This is a genomic window from Dyadobacter sp. AC419 (assembly GCF_979253085.1).
In genome coordinates, this window is the sequence record NZ_CEEDCD010000015.1 from 147,699 (window position 1) to 167,805 (window position 20,107).

The following is a 20,107-nucleotide window of genomic DNA, read 5'->3' on the forward strand; positions in this document are numbered from 1 at the left end:
ACATAAACGTTGAATATATCAATAACCCTCATTCTGCACCAAATAACCCGGCGTGTTCGAAGCGCCGTCGATAGCGGTTTGTGGGATTGGGAAGATTCTTTTCTTCACGTCGGCGTTGGATTTTTCGGTCCATTTTCCTTCGTATTTGCCGAAACGGATCATGTCGCTGCGGCGGAGCATTTCCCAGTAGAATTCGAAACCTCTTTCGCGGAATAGTAAGTCTAGATTCATTGTTGTTAATGCAGGCGGAGGCGTTGTGGCTGTTCTGGACGCTCTTACGAAGTTTACGTCGGCCAATGCGGCTGCGGCGTCGTTGCTTTTGCGCAACTTGGCTTCCGCGCGCATCATGTAAATGTCTGCTAGGCGCAGGATTACGATGTCGGCGTCGCCTTTGTTACGGCCCGTGTTTGACTCGCTGCCGAATTCATATTTTGCTACACGGTAACCTGTGTTGTAATTACTTCCAGCCGTTGTAAAGTCAACCAGCTCGCCAAAACTTACTGGCAAATCGGCCCTGTTGCGGGTTACATAAGCCAGTTTTCCAACTTTGAGACGGCCATCCGGGCATCTTACAAAAGCACCATTCACGCGCAGTGCACCAAATTGCTGACCGCGCAAAATGCCGCGGTTGATCTTATAATCCGAATCCTTCACGCATGTATCGGCTGCATTGGAATACACAGACATATTTTCCTGATAAAAACGAGGGTCACGTTTCGGATCCACTGCGCCGTATGCCTGCACCCATGACTGGTAAAAATCAGATGTGATGCCAGGGCCGTCCGTTCCGTTTGCGGCGGGGAATGCTGCGAGCGGGAATTGGTCTCCGGAGATCGAGAAGTAAGCCAGACGGTTGTGACCATTCAAATCTGAGCGCTGGTCAACTGCAAAAATCAGCTCGGAATTTGCGTGGTTTTGGTTGCCGAAAATGGAGAAATAATCTGCCGACAATTTGGCTTGCCCGGATGCAATGATCTTATCTGTATAAGAGATCACTTTGTCCATATCCTCCGCGCGAAACTCGAAAGTAGGCGCGTAAATGTTGCGGTAAACGGCTGCATTCAAATTGAGACGAGCCAGCAATCCCCAAACTGCCACCTGATTCAACCTTCCCGGACCAACAGCAGCTTTTGGCTGAACAATCGGCTCAATAGCAAGCAACTCACTCTCAATGTATTTCACAGCTTCATCGCCTCTGATGATCGTTGAAATGGCATTCGGATCGTCTTTTACGAACGCAATTCCGAACATATCGAGCATGACCATGTTATAATATGCTCGCATTCCGCGTGCCTCGGCGCTGTACAATGCGGCTGTCGCCGAAGTCGAAGTTTTCAAACCATTAATAGCCGTGATAGACCTGGAAATGGATTGAGAAAGTATGCCCCAGGTGTTGTTCACGTTGGGGTCTGTGGCTGTGGTGTTGTGCTGGTGGAGCGCGAGATAAATTCCGTTGTCACCCCAGTCGGTTCCGCCGCGGTAAGGCAAAATAGCCTCGTCGGTGGTGATTTCGTTCAGCGCGAAATAGGTTGTATGCTGGAATAAATTGGGGAGCAATGCGTAAACGGGCGCTACAAGACCATTCGCGGCTTCGTCGGGAGACAAATTCGCTTTAAGGGTTTCGTCCAGCACTTGTTCTTCAAGATCGGTGCAGCCAGATGCCATGAACAGCATGCCGGCAACCGCAAATATGAGTGATAATTTCTTTTTCATCATTTAAATTTTAAAAGCCAACATTAAGACCAAAAAGAATTGTTTTAGCCTTCGGATAACTCAGATAGTCAACACCATAGGAAGTGATGCCATTTATAGAACGGTCGTTGTTCACCTCAGGATCGTAACCCGTGTATTTGGTCCAAAGCGCCAGATTCTGGCCTGTAACGGACACGCGGACACTCTGAACCCACTTGTTAATGCCCAGTTTTGTTGTGTTCAGGTTGTATCCCAACGCAAGGTTATTGAGCCTCAGATAAGCTCCGCTTTTGAGATAACGCGTAGAAACCGGCGCTGAGTTATTGATCGATTCTGCTTCGTCGGCGAAAGATTCACGTGTTACATTCAGACCTTTTTGCAACCTCAGTTTGAAGAAATTGGAGTTTGCAGTGTTGTCATAAACCTTGTTTCCAGCAACACCATTGAAGTTAGCCGTTAAGTCAAAGCCTTTGAAAGACACATTACCATTGAAATTATACATGCGGGTAGGAAGTGCCGTTCCTGCTGCAATGCGGTCCTTGTCCGTCACAATGCCGTCGCCGTCCACATCCCGGAATGTGCTGATGCCTTTATCATCAAATCCTGTAAATTCTTTTAGGAAAAATGTTCCGATCGGCTGATTGTTAATGTAACCGTTGATCGTGGCAGAAGTAAGGCCCGAGCCTTGTGCGGAACCCGATGGAATTACCGAGTAAGGAGAACCCGTCACTTCATTTTTGATAAATGTAATGTTACCACCAAAGCCATAGCGAAGGCCGTTGTCCAGCGATTCGCGATAGTTCAGGTCAATTTCAAGTCCCTGATTTTTGATCTGCATATTCGGCACGTTGGTCCAGAATGTTCCGGCTGGCTGAATAGGATCGGCAGGAATCACTTCAAGCAGGATTTTCTCAGAGGTTTTGGTAAAATAATCGATCTCACCGCTCAATGCGCCTTTGAACAAACCAAAGTCAAGACCAATGTCTGTTTGTTTGGAAACTTCCCACTGAATGTCCGGATTCGCTAACCTTGTGTTCGTGGTTCCGGCGGAGTAGGCGCCTGTTCCTATTGGGTAACTTGTTGTAGGTGAGACAACTGATGTAAAACGCGCCTGTGTGATTTTAGAAGGAATTTCCTGGTTACCCGTTGATCCCCAGCCTGCACGCAGTTTCAATTCTGAGAATGGTGATGACTTCATGAAAGCCTCTTCCGAAATTCTCCAACCCAATGAGAATGAAGGGAAATAACCATATTTGTTGTTTGCCCCAAATTTCGAAGAACCATCCACACGCAATGTTGCAGTAGCCAGATAACGGTCCTTAAAACCATAATTCACCCTTCCAAAAAAGGACTTGGAGTTTCATTGATCGTCGCGTGACCTTCGGGCGCGTTCAGGATCAGTGAAAGATCTTGTCCGAGACCCGGGTTGTAGATCGGCTCAATGTCCGAGATCGGGAACTTGTTAATGCTGAACCTTTTGTCCTGCACAAAAAGATGCTGGTAAGAATGACCCACAAGCGCGGCAAAACTATGCGTTTTGTTGCCAGCCGTGTAAGTCAGATAGTTCTCAATCAGGCGGTTGCTGTTTTTGAACTGATAATTTTCAAGCCGGCCGATTTCAAACGGGATCGTGTTCGGCAATGTTTGCTTATCCTGTGTCGCAGTTGAATGGTCAAGACCGAAATTCAGTTTGTAAACCAATCCCTTAATGATCGTTACAGAAGGCGAAATCGATGCCAAAACCCTGTTTGTGCTCAGGACTTCTTTGTACAATCGCAACGGAATCAGCGGGTTCGTGCCATCCTGATATTGGAATGGATTGCCGTCCGCATCGTAAGGCGCGTAAGTCGGATTTGCCGTAATGGCTCCGCCGATCATGCCCTGAATGTTTGGTTTTCTATTTTTTGTGTTCGTCGCGTTCAGGTTAATGTCTAGCGTAACGCGGTCATTCAGCAGTTTTTGAGACAGGTTAATGCGGCCTGTGTAACGATCCTGCTGGCTTCCTTTCAAAACACCCTGCTGTTTTTGTGAGCCGAATGATCCGTAATAAGTCATTTTATCAGTTCCGCCGCCAACCGAAATGTTATGGTTATGTGTGGTGGCTTTGCGGGAAATTTCCTTTTGCCAATCCGTATCCGCACCGCCATCGATCACCGTGCCGCCTAATTTCGCAGCTTCCGTCAAAAACTCAGGACCGGATAACACATCAAGCGGACGAGCCAATGTAGAAATGCCGAGCGAACCAGAATAATTCACACTCGCTTGTCCTGATTTTCCTTTTTTGGTTGTGATCAAAATAACGCCATTCGCACCACGCGCTCCATAAATTGCTGTCGCAGAGGCATCTTTCAAAACATCCATTGACTCAATGTCTTGTGGATTAATGAAATTCAATGGATTCGAGTCGCCGCCCGTTCCGCTATTGTCGAGCGCCAGTCCGTCGACGACGAAAAGAGGCGTGCTTCCTGTGCGCACACCGCCCGGGCCGCGAACTGTAATGCTGGTTTTTGCGCCGGGCTCACCTGTTGCAGAAGTCACATTCACACCCGAAACCTTTCCTTGCAGCAATTGCTCAGGCGAGTTAATGATCCCCGTGTTAAAATCGCTGCTTTTCAATGACTTAACAGATCCCGTAATGTCTTTTTTAACAGTCGTTCCATAACCTACAACCACCACTTCGCTCAGATTCGCAGCGGATTCTTTCAGCTTGATCTCGATGCTATTGTTATTGGTTTCTGTCAACAAAAAGTCATTGATGGATTGTTTTTCAAAACCGATATAACTGAATTCCAGGTTATAGCGCGTTCCAGTTTGCAGGCTCTGAATGGTGAAAACACCATTTTCATCTGTTGTCGCGCCTTGTTTGGTGCCACCGGAAACAGGTGTGACAACCACTGTCACGCCGGGCAATCCTTCCGTTGTTCCGTCTGCAAGCACTTTTCCTGTGAGCGTAACGTCCTGCATTACACGCATATCCGAAATGACATGCTTTGATAAGCTTCCCGAACCCGGCTTGATGGTCGCTGCCGTTGCGTGCGGGCTGCAAATGGCAGCGGCTTGCATGAGGCAGACACCCAGTGTGCCGGTTCTGACTATTAGAGTCAAAGTTTTTTTCATAAGATCAAATTATTGGGTTGAATTGTTAATGAACAATGGAGTGCGCAAGCTTGAAGAGGCATATTGTAATTTTTAGGGTTCTGTTAACACAAGATTACAGATTGTATTTTTAAAATAATTAATAGAAATTAGTTAATAGCCTATGCAAACGTTTGAAATTTTATGCAAACGTTTGAAAAAATAAGAAGATTTTATAGGATGAAACCAAGCGATAGCACCTTCATTTGCGCGCAAAAGTCGGTGTTATCCCTTCGAATGGAAACAAATTAAGTTTATGTAATTGTTAAATCAGCCCGCAAACGTCTAAACGTCCTGACGCAAAACTTCCAGTGGAGGCTTGGAAAGGATGCCGCGGCTGTTGATGAGACCAATGAAAACGGTCATCATGGATACAAAAAAGAAAATGCCGGCAACAGGCAGCAATTCGGGTTTGAAATCTGCTTCAAAGCTGAACTTTGCTAATAACCAGCTTCCGACCAGCGATAACAAAATGCCGGTTAATGCGGCCAGTGATCCCAGGAAAAAATATTCAAGTGAAGTGATCGCAAAGATCTGTTTCCGGCTTGCGCCTAATGTTCTTAATAAGACACTTTCCTGCAGACGTTGATATTTACTGATTAAAACAGAGGCGATCAGCACGATTAATCCCGTGAGAATGCTGAATCCTGCCATAAAGCGGATTACGAAGCCGATTTTGCTAAAAATGTCATCCAAAACTCGTAAAACCAAGGCCAGGTCAATGATGGAGATGTTGGGGAATTGTCTTACAATCGCTCGCTGGAATGTTGCGGATGTCTGCGGATCGGACACGTGCGTGAGCATTACGTGAAATTGCGGCGCATCTTCGAGCACGCCGGTTGGGAAAATAACCAGGAAATTGGTTTGCACTTCGCCCCAGTTTACTTCCCGGAAACTGGTTACTGCGGTGGTCATCATTGTTCCTTGCACATTAAAGACGAGCGTGTCACCTAATTTGATGCGACTGCGATCGGCAAAACCTTCTTCCAGCGAAATGGGGATAAGTCCGTCGGCCGGTTTGTAAGTGCCTTTCCATTCTCCTTTGGTCAATTTCTCCGATGTGCTTAGCGAGTCGCGGAATGTCACGCGATATTCCCTGCCAAAAATGCGGCGCGATTGTTCCGCCGTGGTGTCGCCTTCAAAATCAGCCGCAGTCTTTCCGTTAACCTCTTCCAAACGCATGTTAACGATAGCCACATTCTGGTTAACGGGCACTTTTTGTGCTTTTGCCAATGCCAGAACAGCCTCTTTCTGATTTCCCTGAATGTCAAAAAGAACAATGTTAGGCTGATTGCCGCTGGATGATAACTTCACCCGGTCGAGTAAAATGGTTTGAACAAAAAACAATGTGCAAACCAGCGCGGTGCCCAGTCCAATGGAGACCACGAGAATGGCCGTTTGGTTATTAGGACGATATAAATTAGCAAGTCCCTGCCGCCATAAATAACTCCACGAAGTCGGGAAAAACTTGCGAACAAGCCACATTAACAAGCTCGCAGTCGCATATAGCACGACAAATGAAGCCAGAATGCTCGCCGTGAAAACGAGCGCTTCGATCCAGGTCCGCATTTGTAAAAACGAGAATCCGAAAATGAAAAGCACGATTAAACTATACAAAAACCAGGTTACAGGATCGCGTTCTATTTTTTGAGCGTCCAGAGAAACGCGTGCAGGACATTCAATGGAGAAACCTTCCGGATCGAAACCAGCGGCGGCAAGGCAAATAAGATGGAAATCAGCACGCCAATGGCCAGTCCTTGCCCGATCGCCAGCCAGGAAATATCCGTAGTGAGTTCAAATGGGAGGAAATCCTTGATAACAATAGGTAAAAACTGCTGGATCGTTGTCCCCAAAATGGCACCCAAAATGGAGCCTATTACGCCAATTCCAACGATTTGAATTAAATAAATAAGGAATGCCTGCGAAGCTTTAACGCCCAGACAGCGCAGAATAGCAATGGAATTAAGCTTTTCGCGGATGTAAATGTGGATGGCACTCGCCACACCGATGCAGCCAAGTAATAATGCAACAAATCCGACCAATGCCAGGAAGCGCGTCAAGTCGCGAAATGATTTGCCGGTGTCTTCTTTTTGTGACTGAATGGTTTTGTAATCAAGGTCTCCGGCTTCAAAACGCGGTTCCAGCCTTTTAGCGAGCTTTTCTACATCCGTGGTTTTAGGAAACTGATAATAATAGCGATATGCCACGCGGCTTCCTTTTTGCATCAGGCCCGTCTGTGTGAGATAACGCATCGGAATGTACACCGAAGGCGCAACTGTGCTGGTTAGGCCCGTCGAGCCGGGGGCTTTTTCCAATATGCCTGCAATGGCAAATGTCACATTGCCGATCTTGATGGAGTCACCGACTTTGGCCTGATATTGAAGCATAAGCGCCTGATCTACAAGTGCTTGCTGGCCAGAACGAAAGGTTTTCTCAGCCGTAACCGGAACAGTTTCGAATTTGCCGTAATAAGGGAAATCACCATCGAGGGCTTTCACTTGCGCAAGCCGGTTGCCACCGCCTTTTGTAAAATAAACCATGGACGCGAAACTGCGCTCCTCCGAACGGATCTTGCCCAGCGAATCGACCAGGGCTTTCGCTTTGCCCTCAACCGGCTTTCCGGAATACAATGCGAGGTCGGCTCCGATTAATGTAGCGGCTTGATTATCAATGTTCAGCCGCAAATTGTCACCCAATGAATAAATGGCAACCAATGCAGCGATTCCTAAAATAATGGATGATATGAAGAGCAAAAGGCGTGAGCGGTTTTTCCGGCTGTCGCGCCATGCCATTTGCAGTAACCAGGGGAAATTCAATTTATCTTGTTGCATGTTATTCAGCCAGTTTGCCGCCTTTGATCCGGATAATTCTTTGCGTTTTTGCGGCCAGTTCCAGGTCGTGGGTTACCAAAACCAATGTTGTTCCGGCCTCTTTATTGAGATCAAAAAGCAGCTTAACAACCTTCTCACTTGTTTCAGCGTCCAGGTTTCCTGTAGGTTCATCGGCAAAAAGGATTTGTGGTTTGTTTGAAAATGCGCGGGCAAGAGAAACGCGCTGCTGTTCTCCACCGGATAATTGGGTAGGATAGTGGTGGCTCCGTTCAGCCAATCCCACTTTATCGAGCAAATCCAGCGCGCGGGGCTTAACATTTTTTTCGCCGCGCAGCTCCAAAGGGACCATTACATTTTCGAGTGCCGTGAGCGTTGGCAGCAATTGAAAATTTTGAAAAATAAAGCCTACATATTGATTTCTTACGGCAGCAAGCTGGTCTTCGCTTAATCCGTTCAACCGGGTTCCGTGCAATTCAACGCTGCCCGAAGTTGCGCGATCTAAACCGGCGCAGAGGCCTAATAATGTTGTTTTTCCGCTTCCCGAAGGTCCCACGATAGACATGGTTGAGCCAGCAGTTATTGAAAAATTAATATTGTCTAAAACGGTCAGGGAACGGTCGCCACTTTTATATATTTTACTAACCTGTTGCAGATCGAGTATGGTATCCATCAATTGTTTTTAATTTTATGTTTTCCGCAGCGCCTTATCAGAGCATTTTGATTTACTCCAATTTGGCTGTTTTGGATTAAGGTTGCACATAAATATAGTGTAAGCGGCGTTTAAAACTAAATGAACGGGCACCGCTGCAAATTCAATGTTCAGATTGACCTATAAAAAATAAATATGAACCGCATAGTCCTGATGACCAAGCTGCTGCTCTTAATAGCAGTTTTTACTTCCTGCAATAACGAAAAGAAGGAAACCGCAGCACAGACTGACTCCACAAAAACGGCTTCAAAACCCGCAGCCGATGCAAAAAAGACCATTGTTTTCTTTGGAAACAGCCTTACCGCGGCATATGGCCTCGACGACCCTTCAAAAGGTTTTGCCGGGCTCATTCAAAAACGCATTGATTCGCTTGGCCTGAATTATAAGGTGATTAATGCCGGAGTAAGCGGCGAAACAACTTCGGGGGGAAACAGCCGAATTGACTGGTTATTGAAGCAGCCTCTGGACATATTTGTGCTCGAATTGGGTGGAAATGATGGATTAAGAGGGATTCCGGTTTCAGAAACAAGGAAAAATCTGCAATCCATTTTAGACAAAGTCAAGGTCAAATATCCCGACGCGAAACTTGTCCTCGCGGGCATGCAAATTCCTCCTAATATGGGGCAAAAATATGCTTCTGAGTTCAGAGCCGTTTACGCCGACATTGCCAAACGTAACAATATCACACTCATTCCATTCTTGCTTGAAGGCGTAGGCGGTGAGGCAAAACTGAATCTTCCCGACGGCATTCACCCAACCGAGGAAGGACATAAAATCCTTGCAGAGAACGTTTGGGTGAAGATTAAGGATCTTTTATAAGCGCTAAGCGTCGGCTTTATAAGTTTCGTTGCCGTGGAGTAATCTTGCACCATAAGCTTTCCAGGCCGTGATGATCTCCATTCTGTCTTCAACAGTTTTCGGAGTAAATGAAATAACCACGCCGCCTGCTTTCAAACTGGATTCGACTTCCTCGGCATGCTCTTTTGCAACGCCGGAGGCAGACAATGCACCGATGATCCCGCCCGTTAATCCGCCAGCGCCTGCGCCCGTCAATGCCGCCAGCAATGGTCCCGCAACCGCGATGCCCAATGGTGGGATTACAACAGCTGTTCCAATCGCCGCCAGCGCTCCGAAAATGGCACCGGCCGTTCCGCCAATTGCTGAACCAACGCCTGCTTTTTCCATTGTGCGATTTCCCGTATGTGCCTCATTTGCAGTGTCTGCGTGATGAACTCTATGCGTTTCATCGGAAATGATGACATTGATTTCTTCCGTTTTATAACCACGGTAAATGAGTTCATCATAGGCTTTCTGCGCTTCCAGTTTGTCTGTAAAAGCAGCATTAACCATTGTCGGAACATTAAAATCGGTTGTATTTTCCATGATATTATAGCTTCAAGAATGCATTTCTTTCTTTTTCAATTCTCTCATAAAAAACAACTATGCCAAAAAATTAAAAGCCCGGAACGATGTTAAAAACATCCATTCCGGGCTTTTGCTAATATATTAGCAGGGAAATTCCCTTACACAACCCTGTCGCCACGAATCACACGAAGAATTATTGCAACAACTGCAATCACCAAAAGAATGTGAATGATGTTACCCATTCCAAAGCTCGCGAAGCCGAAAAAGCCGATCAGCCAGATAATGACCAGGATCACGGCGATTGTATAAAGAAGATTTCCCATCGTATTAATTTTTTGAGTTAGAGATTGTGACAACAGTGATATATCAATTAGGGTGCCAGCGACTCCTGCCCAAAATAAGGCCTTATTATTCCCCGTATTCTACAATAATTGAGCAAATGACAAATCTTATAGCTTATTGTTGTAGAAAAATTTCTCAAAGTTTTATGAAAAAGAATCATCCTGTTATTAGCATTCTGCTGTCTTTCCCTGGCATTCCAGGCCCACGCCGCAACTGTTGACACCATTCAGGTTTACAGCAACGCGATGAAGAAAAATTTAAAGACTGTGATTATCAGACCGGATCTGTACGATGCCGGCAAGGCTTTTCCGGTCGTTTATCTGTTGCATGGTTACAGCGGCAACTATGCCGACTGGGTTTCAAAGGCCGCTGGTTTCCAAAAGGCGGCTGATCTGCATAATATGATCATTGTGTGCCCGGACGGGGGTTATGGAAGCTGGTATTGGGATAGTCCAGTGGATCCGAAATCGCAATTTGAGACTTATGTAGCTAAGGAATTGGTGGCACACATTGACAGCAAATACAAAACCATTAAAGACAAAAGCGGCCGGGCCATCACGGGACTGAGCATGGGCGGACATGGCGCGCTTTATCTGGCTTTGAAGCACCAGGATGTGTTTGGAGCAGCCGGAAGCATGAGCGGCGGCGTCGATATAAGGCCTTTTCCTAACAACTGGGATATGGCCAAAAATCTGGGTAAATATGCCGAGCAACCCGAGCGTTGGGAGAAAAATACAGTCATTAACATGCTGCATCTGCTGACGCCCAACGCATTAGCATTGATCATCGATTGCGGCACGGACGATTTCTTTTTCAAAGTGAATGAAAACCTGCACGATCAGCTTGTTTACAGGAATATTCCGCATGATTATCTGGTTCGCCCGGCGACACAACTGGCCTTACTGGACGAATGCGATCCAATATCAACTGCTTTTTATGAGCAATTTTTTCAATCGAAAGCCAAACGCTTCCAATTAAATTTCTCTAATTTACATTTGCAATAATAGAACCTACCTTACATTTAATTTTACTATTCAGCTAAATGAGCAACTATTCCCCGACTGCGGAGCCTACAAAAGCCAAGTTCACTGAAAATAAATATCTCATCACGCTCATTTTCGTCACGTCTCTTTTCATGTTTTGGGGGATTGCCATTACGATGGGCGACGTTTTGAACAAGCATTTCCAACACGTTTTAGTCTTACCAAAACACAATCCGCATTTGTGCAATTTGCGATTTTCGGCGCTTATGGTGTGATGGCATTCCTGCGGGGCTTTTTATGAAGCGTTTCGGCTATAAAAATGGCGTTCTTTTTGGATTGTCTCTTTTTGCGCTCGGCTCATTCCTCTTTGTTCCGGCTGCTGCTGCGGCTTCATTTCCATTCTTTGGCGGCGCATTGTTTATTCTGGGATGCGGCATTTCAACATTGGAAACCGTAGCGCACCCATTTGTAGCATCGCTCGGCGACCAGCGCACGAGTGATATGCGCATCAACTTTGCACAAGCATTCAATGCATTGGGAACGATCATCGGGCCAGCGGTTGGCTTACTTTTTGTTGAGAAACAATGTTGAAGGCAGCACGGACCTTACGTCGGTTAAGACATTATATATTGTAATCGGAGCGTTATCGCAACGATCGCAGTGCTCTTTTCCTTTGTGAAGTGCCTGCGCTTACTGACCCGCACGTTGTTGCCGATCCTTCCGCTGCCAATGTGGACACGCATCCGGAAAGAGGACTTTTCGATCACAGACATTTCAAATGGGCAGTTATAGCACAATTTTTCAAACGTGGCGGCACAAGCCGGAACATGGGCGTTTTTCATTAATTACGGTCACGAAAAAATGGGTTTCACCGACGTTGTGGCGGGTAATTACATGATTCTGTTTTTCGTGTTAATGCTAACTGCTTGTTTGTGCAACTTCCTGATGCGGGTTGTAGCGCCACACCATCTCAGCCATTTTGCAGCTTGTAACATTGTAATGTGCTTCATTATCGCACAAAGCCTTGGCTGGCCTTCATTCATCGCGTTACTGATGCTCAACTTTTTCTTCAGCATTATGTTCCCGACCATTTTCAGTTTGGGATTGAAGAACCTGGGCAACATACACAACAGGCGTCTTCCTTTATTTCAATGGGTGTTGTGGGCGGAGCATTCTTCCCATTCGCGATGGGCGCTGTTGCAGAGTCTGATGTGGCGCATGCTTATTATCTGCCGATCATCTGCTATGCGGTGATCTTTATGTTTGGATACAAATATTACAAAGTGCTGTAAGCGCCGATTGCATCCTGAAATTAAATTAATCAATAAAAAAACGATTGCTGAAAGCCAACAGCCGACAGCCTTAATATTATGAAACTCTGGGGAATTGATTTAGGAGGAACCAAAATAGAATGTGCCGTTCTCGATCCGGACCGCAATTTGGAAGTGGTTGTGCGCATGCGCCTTCCGACTGAATCCGCAAATGGATACGAACACATCTTGTCACAGATCAAAAAGCTCATGGATCAGGTGGCTGAGCAAGTGGGAGAGAAGCCAACGAGGATTGGATTTGCTACGCCGGGCGTTTTGGAGCCGGATTCGCAGCCGATGAAAAACTGAGGTACGATCTGCCTCGAAATGGCATGCCGTTAAAAGCTGACCTCGAAAAAATACTGGGCATTCCCGTTCAGCTTGCCAATGATGCCAATTGCTTTGCATTGGCGGAGGCATTAATCGGTGCCGGAAAAGATTTTCCAAAAGCAGAAGTTGTTTTTGGCGTGATCATGGGCGCGGGTGTTGGCGGCGGATTTGGTAGTGAATAATAAGATCATTGCCGGACATCACGGAATCGGTGGCGAATGGGGTCATAATATCCTCGAAGAAAACGGCGAGCCGTGTTATTGCGGAAAAGCAGGCTGCGTGGAGCAGGCGATTTCCGGTCCTGCATCGGAGCGTTTTTAACGAAAAAGCTGAGCGGCGAAAAGCTGACGATGAAGGTTATTTTGGAACGATATCACGAAGGCAAGGACGAATTTCCTGCAAAAGCAACAATTGAGCGTTTACTTGAATTTTACGGCCGCGCCATTTCCACATTGATCAATGTCCTCGATCCGGGTTTGATCGTCATTGGTGGCGGCGTGGGCAATGTTGAATTGCTTTATACAGCAGGTTTTGAAAAAATCAAAAAATACATTTTCAATAAAGGTGTGGTGACCACTCCGATCCTTAAACCAAAGCTGGGCGACAGCGCAGGGGTTTTTGGAGCAGCACTTTTGTAATACGTGTAAAGCAAGGCGATTCCGTCGCATAAAGCAGTAAACCAGCACGTTCCGAAGCTTCTTAGTGCATTCTAACACTTTTCGGAAAACCTTTGGTTGTATGTCTACGAACGTAATCTCCTTGCGCGTAAAGTCCATTGATACAATCCGCGGACTGATTATGGTCATCATGGCGTTGGACCACGTCCGGGATTATTTTCACATCACCGCATTCACAGCCGATCCGCTCGATCCCCGCACAACCACCGCTGCATTGTTTTTCACAAGGTGGATCACGCATTTTTGCGCGCCTTCCTTTATGCTGCTTTCCGGAATTTCGGCCTATTTATCCGGCCAAAATAAAACGCCTGCACAGACCTCATCATTTCTTTTGAAACGCGGTTTGTGGCTCATTATCGTGGAGCTGACCTTCATGACATTTGCGTTTTCATTTGACATTACGTTCAAAACCATTTTCCTGGCAGTGCTCTGGGCATTAGGAACGAGCATGCTTGTTTTGGGCTTATCTGTTCGTTTTTTTTCTCCAAAAGCAATTCTTATTACAGGATTAATCCTGATTTTTGGCCACAATCTGGTTGATCTGGTAAAAGCTCCGCCTGGTTCAGGACTCGATATTTTCCTTAGTATTTTCTTGAAAGGCGCTGGCCTGTTTGTACCGAGAGGCGATGGCGGCAACATTGCATTTCTTTACGTAATTCTGCCCTGGGCAGGCGTAATGATGTCCGGTTATGGGTTGGGTATGATTTATAACCGGGCTTTTCCGGAAGCGAAGCGTAGAAAACTGCTTTTGCAATCAGGATTTGCGGCAATCGCCCTCTCTATCGTGCTTCGCTTGATTAATTATTATGGAGATCAGGCTCCGTGGAGTGCGCAGCCGGAGGCATTGAGGACATTCTTTTCTTTTATGAATGTGTCCAAATACCCGCCTTCGCTGATGTTTACGTTGATGACATTGGGCCCGATTCCAATTTTGCTGGCCTTAACCGAGCATACGGATACAAAACTGACGCGGTTTTTCACAGTTTACGGGAAAGTGCCCTTCTTCTATTTTCTGCTGCATTTTTATCTCGTTCACTTCCTGACCATGATCGCCGTGCTGTCCTCGGGTTACACGTGGGAGCAGGCCACTGCGCCGGAGCTTTTTTTTAATTTCCGTCCGACAGATTTTGGCTATAACCTCGGACTGGTGTATGTGATCTGGATCTCGGTCGTGCTCGCCCTTTACTATCCGTGTCGCTGGTTTGGGAATTACCGCGAGCGAAATAAGAAATGGTGGCTGAGCTATTTATAGCATTTGCAGATCACAATTTTTATTGAAATTTACCCTAATCAGACCAATTTATGCACATTTTGCGCACGCTTCTGCTTGTTTTTTCTATATCAATCCAAACCCTCTTTGCGCAGACCCAGGAAGAAAATTATCCCGCAGATCCGGCATCGGAAGAGCAGCTCGGCGTTCCCAAAGGCGAGGTTTTGAAATTTACATTTGATCAATCGAAAATTTTTCCGGGCACCTGGCGTGAATACTGGGTTTATGTGCCTGCGCAATACAAGTCCGACAAGCCCGCTTGTGTTTACATTAATCAGGATGGAATTCAGTGGAAAGCACCTGTTGTGTTCGATAATCTGATCCATAAAGGTGAAATGCCGGTTACGATCGGTGTTTTCGTGATGCATGGAAAAGTAAGGGCGGCCAATGCGAGTGAGGCAAATGACCGGTTTAACAGAAGCTTTGAATATGATGGTTTGGGGGATGCTTATGCGCGATTTATTTTGGAAGAGCTCCTGCCGGAAGTGGAAAAACAGAAATCGAGCGACGGCCGGCAAATCCGTTTATCTAAAAATGGTAACGACCGGGCGATAGGCGGATCGAGCAGCGGAGCGGTTTGCGCTTTTACGGCTGCGTGGGAGCGGCCGGATGCATTTACACGCGTTTATAGCGCCATTGGAACGTATGTAGGGCTGCGTGGCGCCGATCATTATCATACGCTGGTCAGGAAGTTTGAACCAAAACCAATCCGGATCTTTTTGCAGGATGGCGCCAATGACCTGAACATTTATGCGGGTGACTGGTGGATGGCCAATCAAACCATGCTGCGTGCGCTGACATTTGCAGGTTATGAGGTGAAACATCAGTGGGGCGAGGGCGGCCACAATGGCAAACACGGCACAGCATTGTTTCCCGAAGCTATGCGATATTTATGGAAAAACTGGCCTGAACCGGTCAAAAAAGGCACTTCTCAAAATCAAATGCTAAGCGCAATGTTCATTACCGCGCAGGATTGGGAGCTCGTTTCAGAAGTGAATGCTGGTAAAAATGGCAAACAGAAAATTGAAAAAGAGGTTGAGAAAACGGACTCGACGGTCGCCCACAATGGCAATGTTTATTTCACAACATTAAACGTAGGCACAAAAGCAAACACAATTTCTTTGCTGAAACCGAATGGCAAAAAAGTCGTTGCAGACAAAAGTCTTTCAGCCAACGGCATTGCATTATCTCCTGACCAGACCTTATTATATGCAACCGAGTCGGCCTCGCATTGGGTTTGGTCTTATCAAATCCAGCCTGACGGAAAATTGAGTTACAAGCAGAAGTTTGGCTGGCTGCACGTCCGCGATGATGATGAAAACGCAGGTGCAAACGGGCTTACTTGCGATCGCGATGGTCGAATATACGTAGCTACGCACTCTGGAATTCAGGTTTTGGACCAAACGGGCCGTGTAAATGCAATATTGCCAACGCCCACAGGCATAGTAACTAATGTTGCATTTGGCGGCAAAGATTTAGATACGCTTTACGTCAATGCGTCCGGCAAAACATATCGCCGCAAACTAAATGTCAAAGGAGCAAATAGTCGGGACGTCCCGAACAAGCCTGACGCACCGAAACTGTAACTAGATTTTAGCCAACAAAAGGCCCGCCCGGAACGCCCCAGCCCCATTTCGGCATTGGTTCGTCGGGGTTCATTTGCAGGTCGTCAATATTGGAATTCAGCACAGCGATCCGCGTTCCCCATTCGATATAGGCCACAAATGCGGAACGGAATTCAGGATCGTCGGGAAGATTGATTTCATCAGCAGTTTCCAGCAAAAGCGCAACCCACCGTTTTCTGTGCGCCTCACTCAAATGCTTCGACAAATGCTTCTGGATCATTTTAAAATGACTTCCTTCCTGCGTGCTATACATTTCGGGCCCGCCAAAAACCTCGGCTATAAAATGCGCCACATGCAGCTGATGCTCCGTTGACATATGCTTGAAAACCGGTTCGAGCAACGGATCAGACAACACTTTCTCATAGAAAAGCTTCGTCAGTTTCTCAAAAACAGGCATTCCACCCGCCCACTCGTATAATGTTGGTGTTGTGTTTTGTTCCATTGTGATGCTTTCTGGTAAAAATGAAATTGATTATTCCTTGAAAATGATCCTTTCAGAATCACAAAATTTACATAGTTTGTCTTTCGGCAAATCCGCAGGATTTATGTTCGGAATGATGTTTTCGCCATAGTACGCATGGTTTTTGTCACGTGAACACGCCAGGCTATCCCTGAATGTTGCAAAGGTTTGGGGATCTGCATCGGTTATGACTTTATCTCTGAAGTATACGTGTTTGCTATCTCTTGCATACATTTCATTTATTATTTCAAATGCGCCTGCATTTGAACCGGGAATTGCTGAAAAATGCCAATAAGCACGACTTTTATCCATAGCATACTTTCCACCAAGCAATTTGAAACTGGCGGGGTCAGCGCCTTCAATCTCTTTCAGCACCAGATAATCAAAAACGTAAACATGGTCTTTATCTGCGCAATACATTCCAGGCAGCGGCTTAAAGGTGGATGCATCAACGTCTTTCAGGCGCCATCCATAACTTGAAAAGACTCCTTTACTATCGGCGAAGTAAGTGATCGAATTTGGATCTGCACTCACTTTAAATCTCAAATTGTACGGCTGATCGGAAATGATCACCGTGCCCCGATAAATATATTTTGAGTCAATGAATAGATCGCCAATTAAGTGCTTATAGTGCTCTGGATCATCTGAAAATGGTTTAGTCCCGTCATACATATGGTATTTATCCTTGCTTCTTTCCATTCCCAAAGCTTTGAACGACTCCGGGTCGGCGCCAGCGATTAAAAGACCTTTCCAATAAACATGTGTCTTATCCCTCGCAAAGTCTGATTGACTTATACTTTCCGTTATGTCTTTCTCGAGTTTAACGATTTGAAAAGACGATGCATCAATTTCTGCGAGTTCTTGGATATAAGCATTCATCAATCCTCCATAATAATAAACCCGATGGTCTCGCACGTGATAGCCACTCGGTGTTAAAATGCCCGGTTTGAAAACGCCTTTCTTGAAAGAGCAGCCAACGAATTTTGAACACACCCAGATAATAAAAATGACGAATAATGCACTCAGAATGTATTTCATCTCAGAGAAGTTTAGTAGTGTGACAACTAAGCTTCATAGATCAAATACAAAATCCCGTTTAAGTTATCCTTCGGTGCAAATCGTTTACCCAAAGGACAATGGTTCAATATTCCATCACAATCCCATCAAAGCCTTCCAACTTGCTAACCTCCAAGTCAATAGCGGCATCTTTGTATGCAAACTTGACTGGTTTTCCGGTGCTTAATGAGAAGATTTTCGTGGGTTTTTTTGCTGATTTGATCTTGAAATTGAGATTGTAAACCGGCAGCGGCTCGAAATATGTGTTGCCGCTGAAACCTGTCAGATTCACCAAATGCAGGATCAGACCGTCGCTTTTCACCTTCTCTTTATTACTGACGTTGTTCTTCGAAAATTCCTTTAAAATAACTTCAACTCTTTCCGGGGCGTTGGTCTGAATGTCCTGGCTGGCTTCCGGTAAAACGTGGTTAATGGCGTCCAGAAGCAGATTTTTGTGTTCCTGATAACCGTGCATATAATAAATCCGGCCGAGATTGATTGGGAAAATTAATGCTTTGCTGTTTGGATGGTTTTTGATCCCTAATGCATAATAGCCAGTCGGTTCGTGGCCGCCGATGATTTCGGGTGGGCCGGGGCGGCCTTTGGATAAAACGGGAAGTAACTTTTGATCGGTGCCCGAAAGATCATAAAGCCCGAGATTGAATTTCCAGAATAACATTTTCTGGCCGGGAAAGCTTTTAAAAATGTTCCTGTCATCAGGCACCAGATAATTTCCAGCTCCGTCATTGTCTTTCTTCTCAATTTTCGCCCCAAACAATTCCTGCAATGTTTCGGGACTATCAAACAGCGTGCGGTTTGTCGCAATCAGGTTTGTGCCCGCTTTGCTAGCATCTTTCAGCACCTGAATGGCCTCCGGTTTCAAGTAAGTGATCTCGGGCAGGATAATTAATTTGTAGCTTTTCATCTTTTCTGCAAGATTCCCAATCTGCCCATCTTCAATAATGTCAAACGGAATGTGCGCTTCCCGTAGCATGAGCTGAATGCCGCGATATTCCTGCATTGGCTCGCCGTTTGGCCAGGCTCCTGGTGCAATAATGGCGATCTTTGCAAGTGATTTATATTTGCCAAAATAGGGCTCATGCTTTTTGTGAAACGCATAAACCTTCCTGATCACGCCATAATTTCGTTCGTCTTCATAACCCCGCATGTCGCCCATCATGCTAAGATCCAGCCCCGAACCGTTCGCAATGTTCTCATAAAGACGAATCTGAACTTCCTGCGGCTCCACCGCATTGTAGCGCGACTGAAATGAGATCTGCTGAATGCTCGCATTGCTGATAATGTGGTCAGGAAACGAATTAACGGCATTACTCACATTATCAGAAGCCGTGTAAGGCCAGTAGGGAAGGGTGGTCATGCTCTGCGATTCATGCCGGATAATGTCCACAAATTTGTCGGAATACGTGCAGATGGCGATTTGCTCATTCTTCGATTTGACTAGCTTATGCAGTTTTTCTGACCAGTTTTCAACCGAATATTTCTTAAATGCCAGATATTTCTGGTAAAGCGAATCGGCCTTATTCTCCTCGGTTGGAAGCACTTCTCCATTTGTATACGCAGCAAAGGCTTTTTTGTCGTAATCATTTTGATCAATGCCGTGATATTTTCCTTCGTAAGGATTATTGACCTGATAACCCGGCATATTCAGGAAAACGCCGTCGATTGGAAACATATCAATCACTTCCTCGATGATCTTGAATGCCTTTTCCTGCACATAAGGCGCATTTATGGACACGACATACATATCCGTGTTAATGATCCTTTCGCCTTTGGGTGAAATGTAACACCAATCCGGATGTGCCTTGTAAATGCTTTCATGCACCCGGCTGAAATCAAAACGGACGATGACCTTAATGTTGTTTTGATGGCATTTTTTGATCACATCGCCCAGCACATTCTCCTTCATAAAAGGATTTGTATAATGGAAATCGAGCTTGGTTGGATAAAATGCCATGATGCCACCAGCATTGATCAGCAGCGTGTTAGCAGAATAAGTGATCAGGTCGGCAACGATGGAATCGGCATTGGTTGTTGCGGCTTCATATTGCGGGAGGTTCATCTGGATCACCCGCAGATTATTGCGTTTCCACCAGAGATCGCCAGCCGGATTTTTTTGAGCAAATGATAAATTGGCAAAGAATATAAGGCAAAATAGTGCTGCGAATTTTTTCATTATCGGTATTAAGGTCGTTTAAAAGTGGAAAGCGGCCTTTTATTTAGGTTCTACTTAATCCGATCCGGTAACTGGCTCAGTTTTTATATCTTTTGCATTTGTAAATGCTTTCTTATCAAAAGTTACAA

At 45.8% G+C, this 20,107-nt stretch carries 21 protein-coding genes and 1 pseudogene; 12 read left to right on the top strand and 10 right to left on the bottom strand.

Annotation, left to right across the window (positions count from 1 at the left end; genetic code table 11):
• Positions 1-18: 18 nt before the first annotated feature.
• The 5 genes and pseudogenes from AC0IYG_RS07995 to AC0IYG_RS08015 form a co-directional block, all read right to left on the bottom strand.
• The gene (locus AC0IYG_RS07995; protein ID WP_471710881.1) at positions 19-1,713 is read right to left on the bottom strand and encodes a RagB/SusD family nutrient uptake outer membrane protein; all 1,695 of its coding nucleotides are present in this window, start codon (positions 1,711-1,713) and stop codon (positions 19-21) included.
• Positions 1,714-1,723: 10 nt separating this feature from the next.
• Positions 1,724-4,755, bottom strand: a pseudogene (locus AC0IYG_RS08000) (SusC/RagA family TonB-linked outer membrane protein).
• Positions 4,756-5,112: 357 nt separating this feature from the next.
• A complete protein-coding gene (locus AC0IYG_RS08005; RefSeq protein WP_471710570.1) occupies positions 5,113-6,444 on the bottom strand; it encodes an ABC transporter permease in 1,332 nt (443 codons plus the stop codon).
• 23 nt (positions 6,445-6,467) lie between these two features.
• Positions 6,468-7,658: an ABC transporter permease gene (locus AC0IYG_RS08010; protein WP_471710571.1), complete on the bottom strand. Its 1,191-nt coding sequence runs from the start codon at positions 7,656-7,658 to the stop codon at positions 6,468-6,470.
• Between the two features lies 1 nt (position 7,659).
• A complete protein-coding gene (locus AC0IYG_RS08015) occupies positions 7,660-8,328 on the bottom strand; it encodes an ABC transporter ATP-binding protein (protein ID WP_471710572.1) in 669 nt (222 codons plus the stop codon).
• Between the two features lie 174 nt (positions 8,329-8,502).
• On the opposite strand from AC0IYG_RS08015, the gene AC0IYG_RS08020 reads away from it, so the two are divergent.
• The gene (locus tag AC0IYG_RS08020; RefSeq protein ID WP_471710573.1) at positions 8,503-9,186 is read left to right on the top strand and encodes an arylesterase; all 684 of its coding nucleotides are present in this window, start codon (positions 8,503-8,505) and stop codon (positions 9,184-9,186) included.
• 3 nt (positions 9,187-9,189) lie between these two features.
• On the opposite strand, the gene AC0IYG_RS08025 is transcribed toward AC0IYG_RS08020, so the two are convergent.
• Positions 9,190-9,750, bottom strand: coding sequence for a hypothetical protein (locus AC0IYG_RS08025; RefSeq protein ID WP_471710574.1), 561 nt, complete (start codon positions 9,748-9,750; stop codon positions 9,190-9,192).
• 140 nt (positions 9,751-9,890) lie between these two features.
• Positions 9,891-10,055, bottom strand: coding sequence for a lmo0937 family membrane protein (locus AC0IYG_RS08030; protein ID WP_471710575.1), 165 nt, complete (start codon positions 10,053-10,055; stop codon positions 9,891-9,893).
• 264 nt (positions 10,056-10,319) lie between these two features.
• On the opposite strand from AC0IYG_RS08030, the gene AC0IYG_RS08035 reads away from it, so the two are divergent.
• The 11 genes from AC0IYG_RS08035 to AC0IYG_RS08085 all read left to right on the top strand — a co-directional run bounded on the left by AC0IYG_RS08035 (position 10,320) and on the right by AC0IYG_RS08085 (position 16,230).
• The gene (locus tag AC0IYG_RS08035) at positions 10,320-11,078 is read left to right on the top strand and encodes an alpha/beta hydrolase (RefSeq protein WP_471710576.1); all 759 of its coding nucleotides are present in this window, start codon (positions 10,320-10,322) and stop codon (positions 11,076-11,078) included.
• A gap of 38 nt (positions 11,079-11,116) precedes the next feature.
• Positions 11,117-11,332 carry a hypothetical protein gene (locus tag AC0IYG_RS08040; RefSeq protein WP_471710577.1) on the top strand — a complete coding sequence of 72 codons (216 nt, stop codon included), beginning with the start codon at positions 11,117-11,119 and terminating at the stop codon, positions 11,330-11,332.
• 22 nt (positions 11,333-11,354) lie between these two features.
• Entirely contained in the window at positions 11,355-11,648 is a 294-nt protein-coding gene (locus tag AC0IYG_RS08045; protein ID WP_471710578.1) for an MFS transporter, read from the top strand.
• 89 nt (positions 11,649-11,737) lie between these two features.
• The gene (locus AC0IYG_RS08050; RefSeq protein WP_471710579.1) at positions 11,738-11,902 is read left to right on the top strand and encodes a hypothetical protein; all 165 of its coding nucleotides are present in this window, start codon (positions 11,738-11,740) and stop codon (positions 11,900-11,902) included.
• Between the two features lie 156 nt (positions 11,903-12,058).
• Positions 12,059-12,349, top strand: a complete 291-nt coding sequence (locus tag AC0IYG_RS08055; protein WP_471710580.1) for a hypothetical protein — start codon at positions 12,059-12,061, stop codon at positions 12,347-12,349.
• Between the two features lie 78 nt (positions 12,350-12,427).
• On the top strand, positions 12,428-12,676 hold the full coding sequence (locus AC0IYG_RS08060; protein ID WP_471710581.1) for an ROK family protein: 249 nt from the start codon (positions 12,428-12,430) through the stop codon (positions 12,674-12,676).
• Between the two features lie 23 nt (positions 12,677-12,699).
• Complete coding sequence (locus AC0IYG_RS08065) at positions 12,700-12,879, top strand: ROK family protein (RefSeq protein ID WP_471710582.1); 180 nt, start codon at positions 12,700-12,702, stop codon at positions 12,877-12,879.
• Positions 12,872-13,018 (top strand): ROK family protein, encoded by a 147-nt coding sequence (locus tag AC0IYG_RS08070; RefSeq protein WP_471710583.1) that lies wholly within the window; start codon positions 12,872-12,874, stop codon positions 13,016-13,018. Before AC0IYG_RS08065 ends, AC0IYG_RS08070 begins: the two co-directional genes overlap by 8 nt.
• 29 nt (positions 13,019-13,047) lie before the next feature.
• Positions 13,048-13,335, top strand: a complete 288-nt coding sequence (locus AC0IYG_RS08075; RefSeq protein ID WP_471710584.1) for an ROK family protein — start codon at positions 13,048-13,050, stop codon at positions 13,333-13,335.
• 100 nt (positions 13,336-13,435) lie between these two features.
• Positions 13,436-14,626 carry an acetyltransferase domain-containing protein gene (locus tag AC0IYG_RS08080; protein WP_471710585.1) on the top strand — a complete coding sequence of 397 codons (1,191 nt, stop codon included), beginning with the start codon at positions 13,436-13,438 and terminating at the stop codon, positions 14,624-14,626.
• Positions 14,627-14,676: 50 nt separating this feature from the next.
• Positions 14,677-16,230, top strand: a complete 1,554-nt coding sequence (locus AC0IYG_RS08085) for an SMP-30/gluconolactonase/LRE family protein (protein ID WP_471710586.1) — start codon at positions 14,677-14,679, stop codon at positions 16,228-16,230.
• A gap of 7 nt (positions 16,231-16,237) precedes the next feature.
• Here AC0IYG_RS08085 and AC0IYG_RS08090 read toward each other — a convergent pair whose 3' ends face one another.
• The 3 genes from AC0IYG_RS08090 to AC0IYG_RS08100 all read right to left on the bottom strand — a co-directional run bounded on the left by AC0IYG_RS08090 (position 16,238) and on the right by AC0IYG_RS08100 (position 19,979).
• Positions 16,238-16,711: a group II truncated hemoglobin gene (locus AC0IYG_RS08090; protein WP_471710587.1), complete on the bottom strand. Its 474-nt coding sequence runs from the start codon at positions 16,709-16,711 to the stop codon at positions 16,238-16,240.
• Positions 16,712-16,741: 30 nt separating this feature from the next.
• Complete coding sequence (locus AC0IYG_RS08095) at positions 16,742-17,767, bottom strand: DKNYY domain-containing protein (RefSeq protein ID WP_471710588.1); 1,026 nt, start codon at positions 17,765-17,767, stop codon at positions 16,742-16,744.
• Between the two features lie 103 nt (positions 17,768-17,870).
• Positions 17,871-19,979: a family 10 glycosylhydrolase gene (locus tag AC0IYG_RS08100; RefSeq protein WP_471710589.1), complete on the bottom strand. Its 2,109-nt coding sequence runs from the start codon at positions 19,977-19,979 to the stop codon at positions 17,871-17,873.
• Between the last annotated feature and the right edge of the window lie 128 nt (positions 19,980-20,107).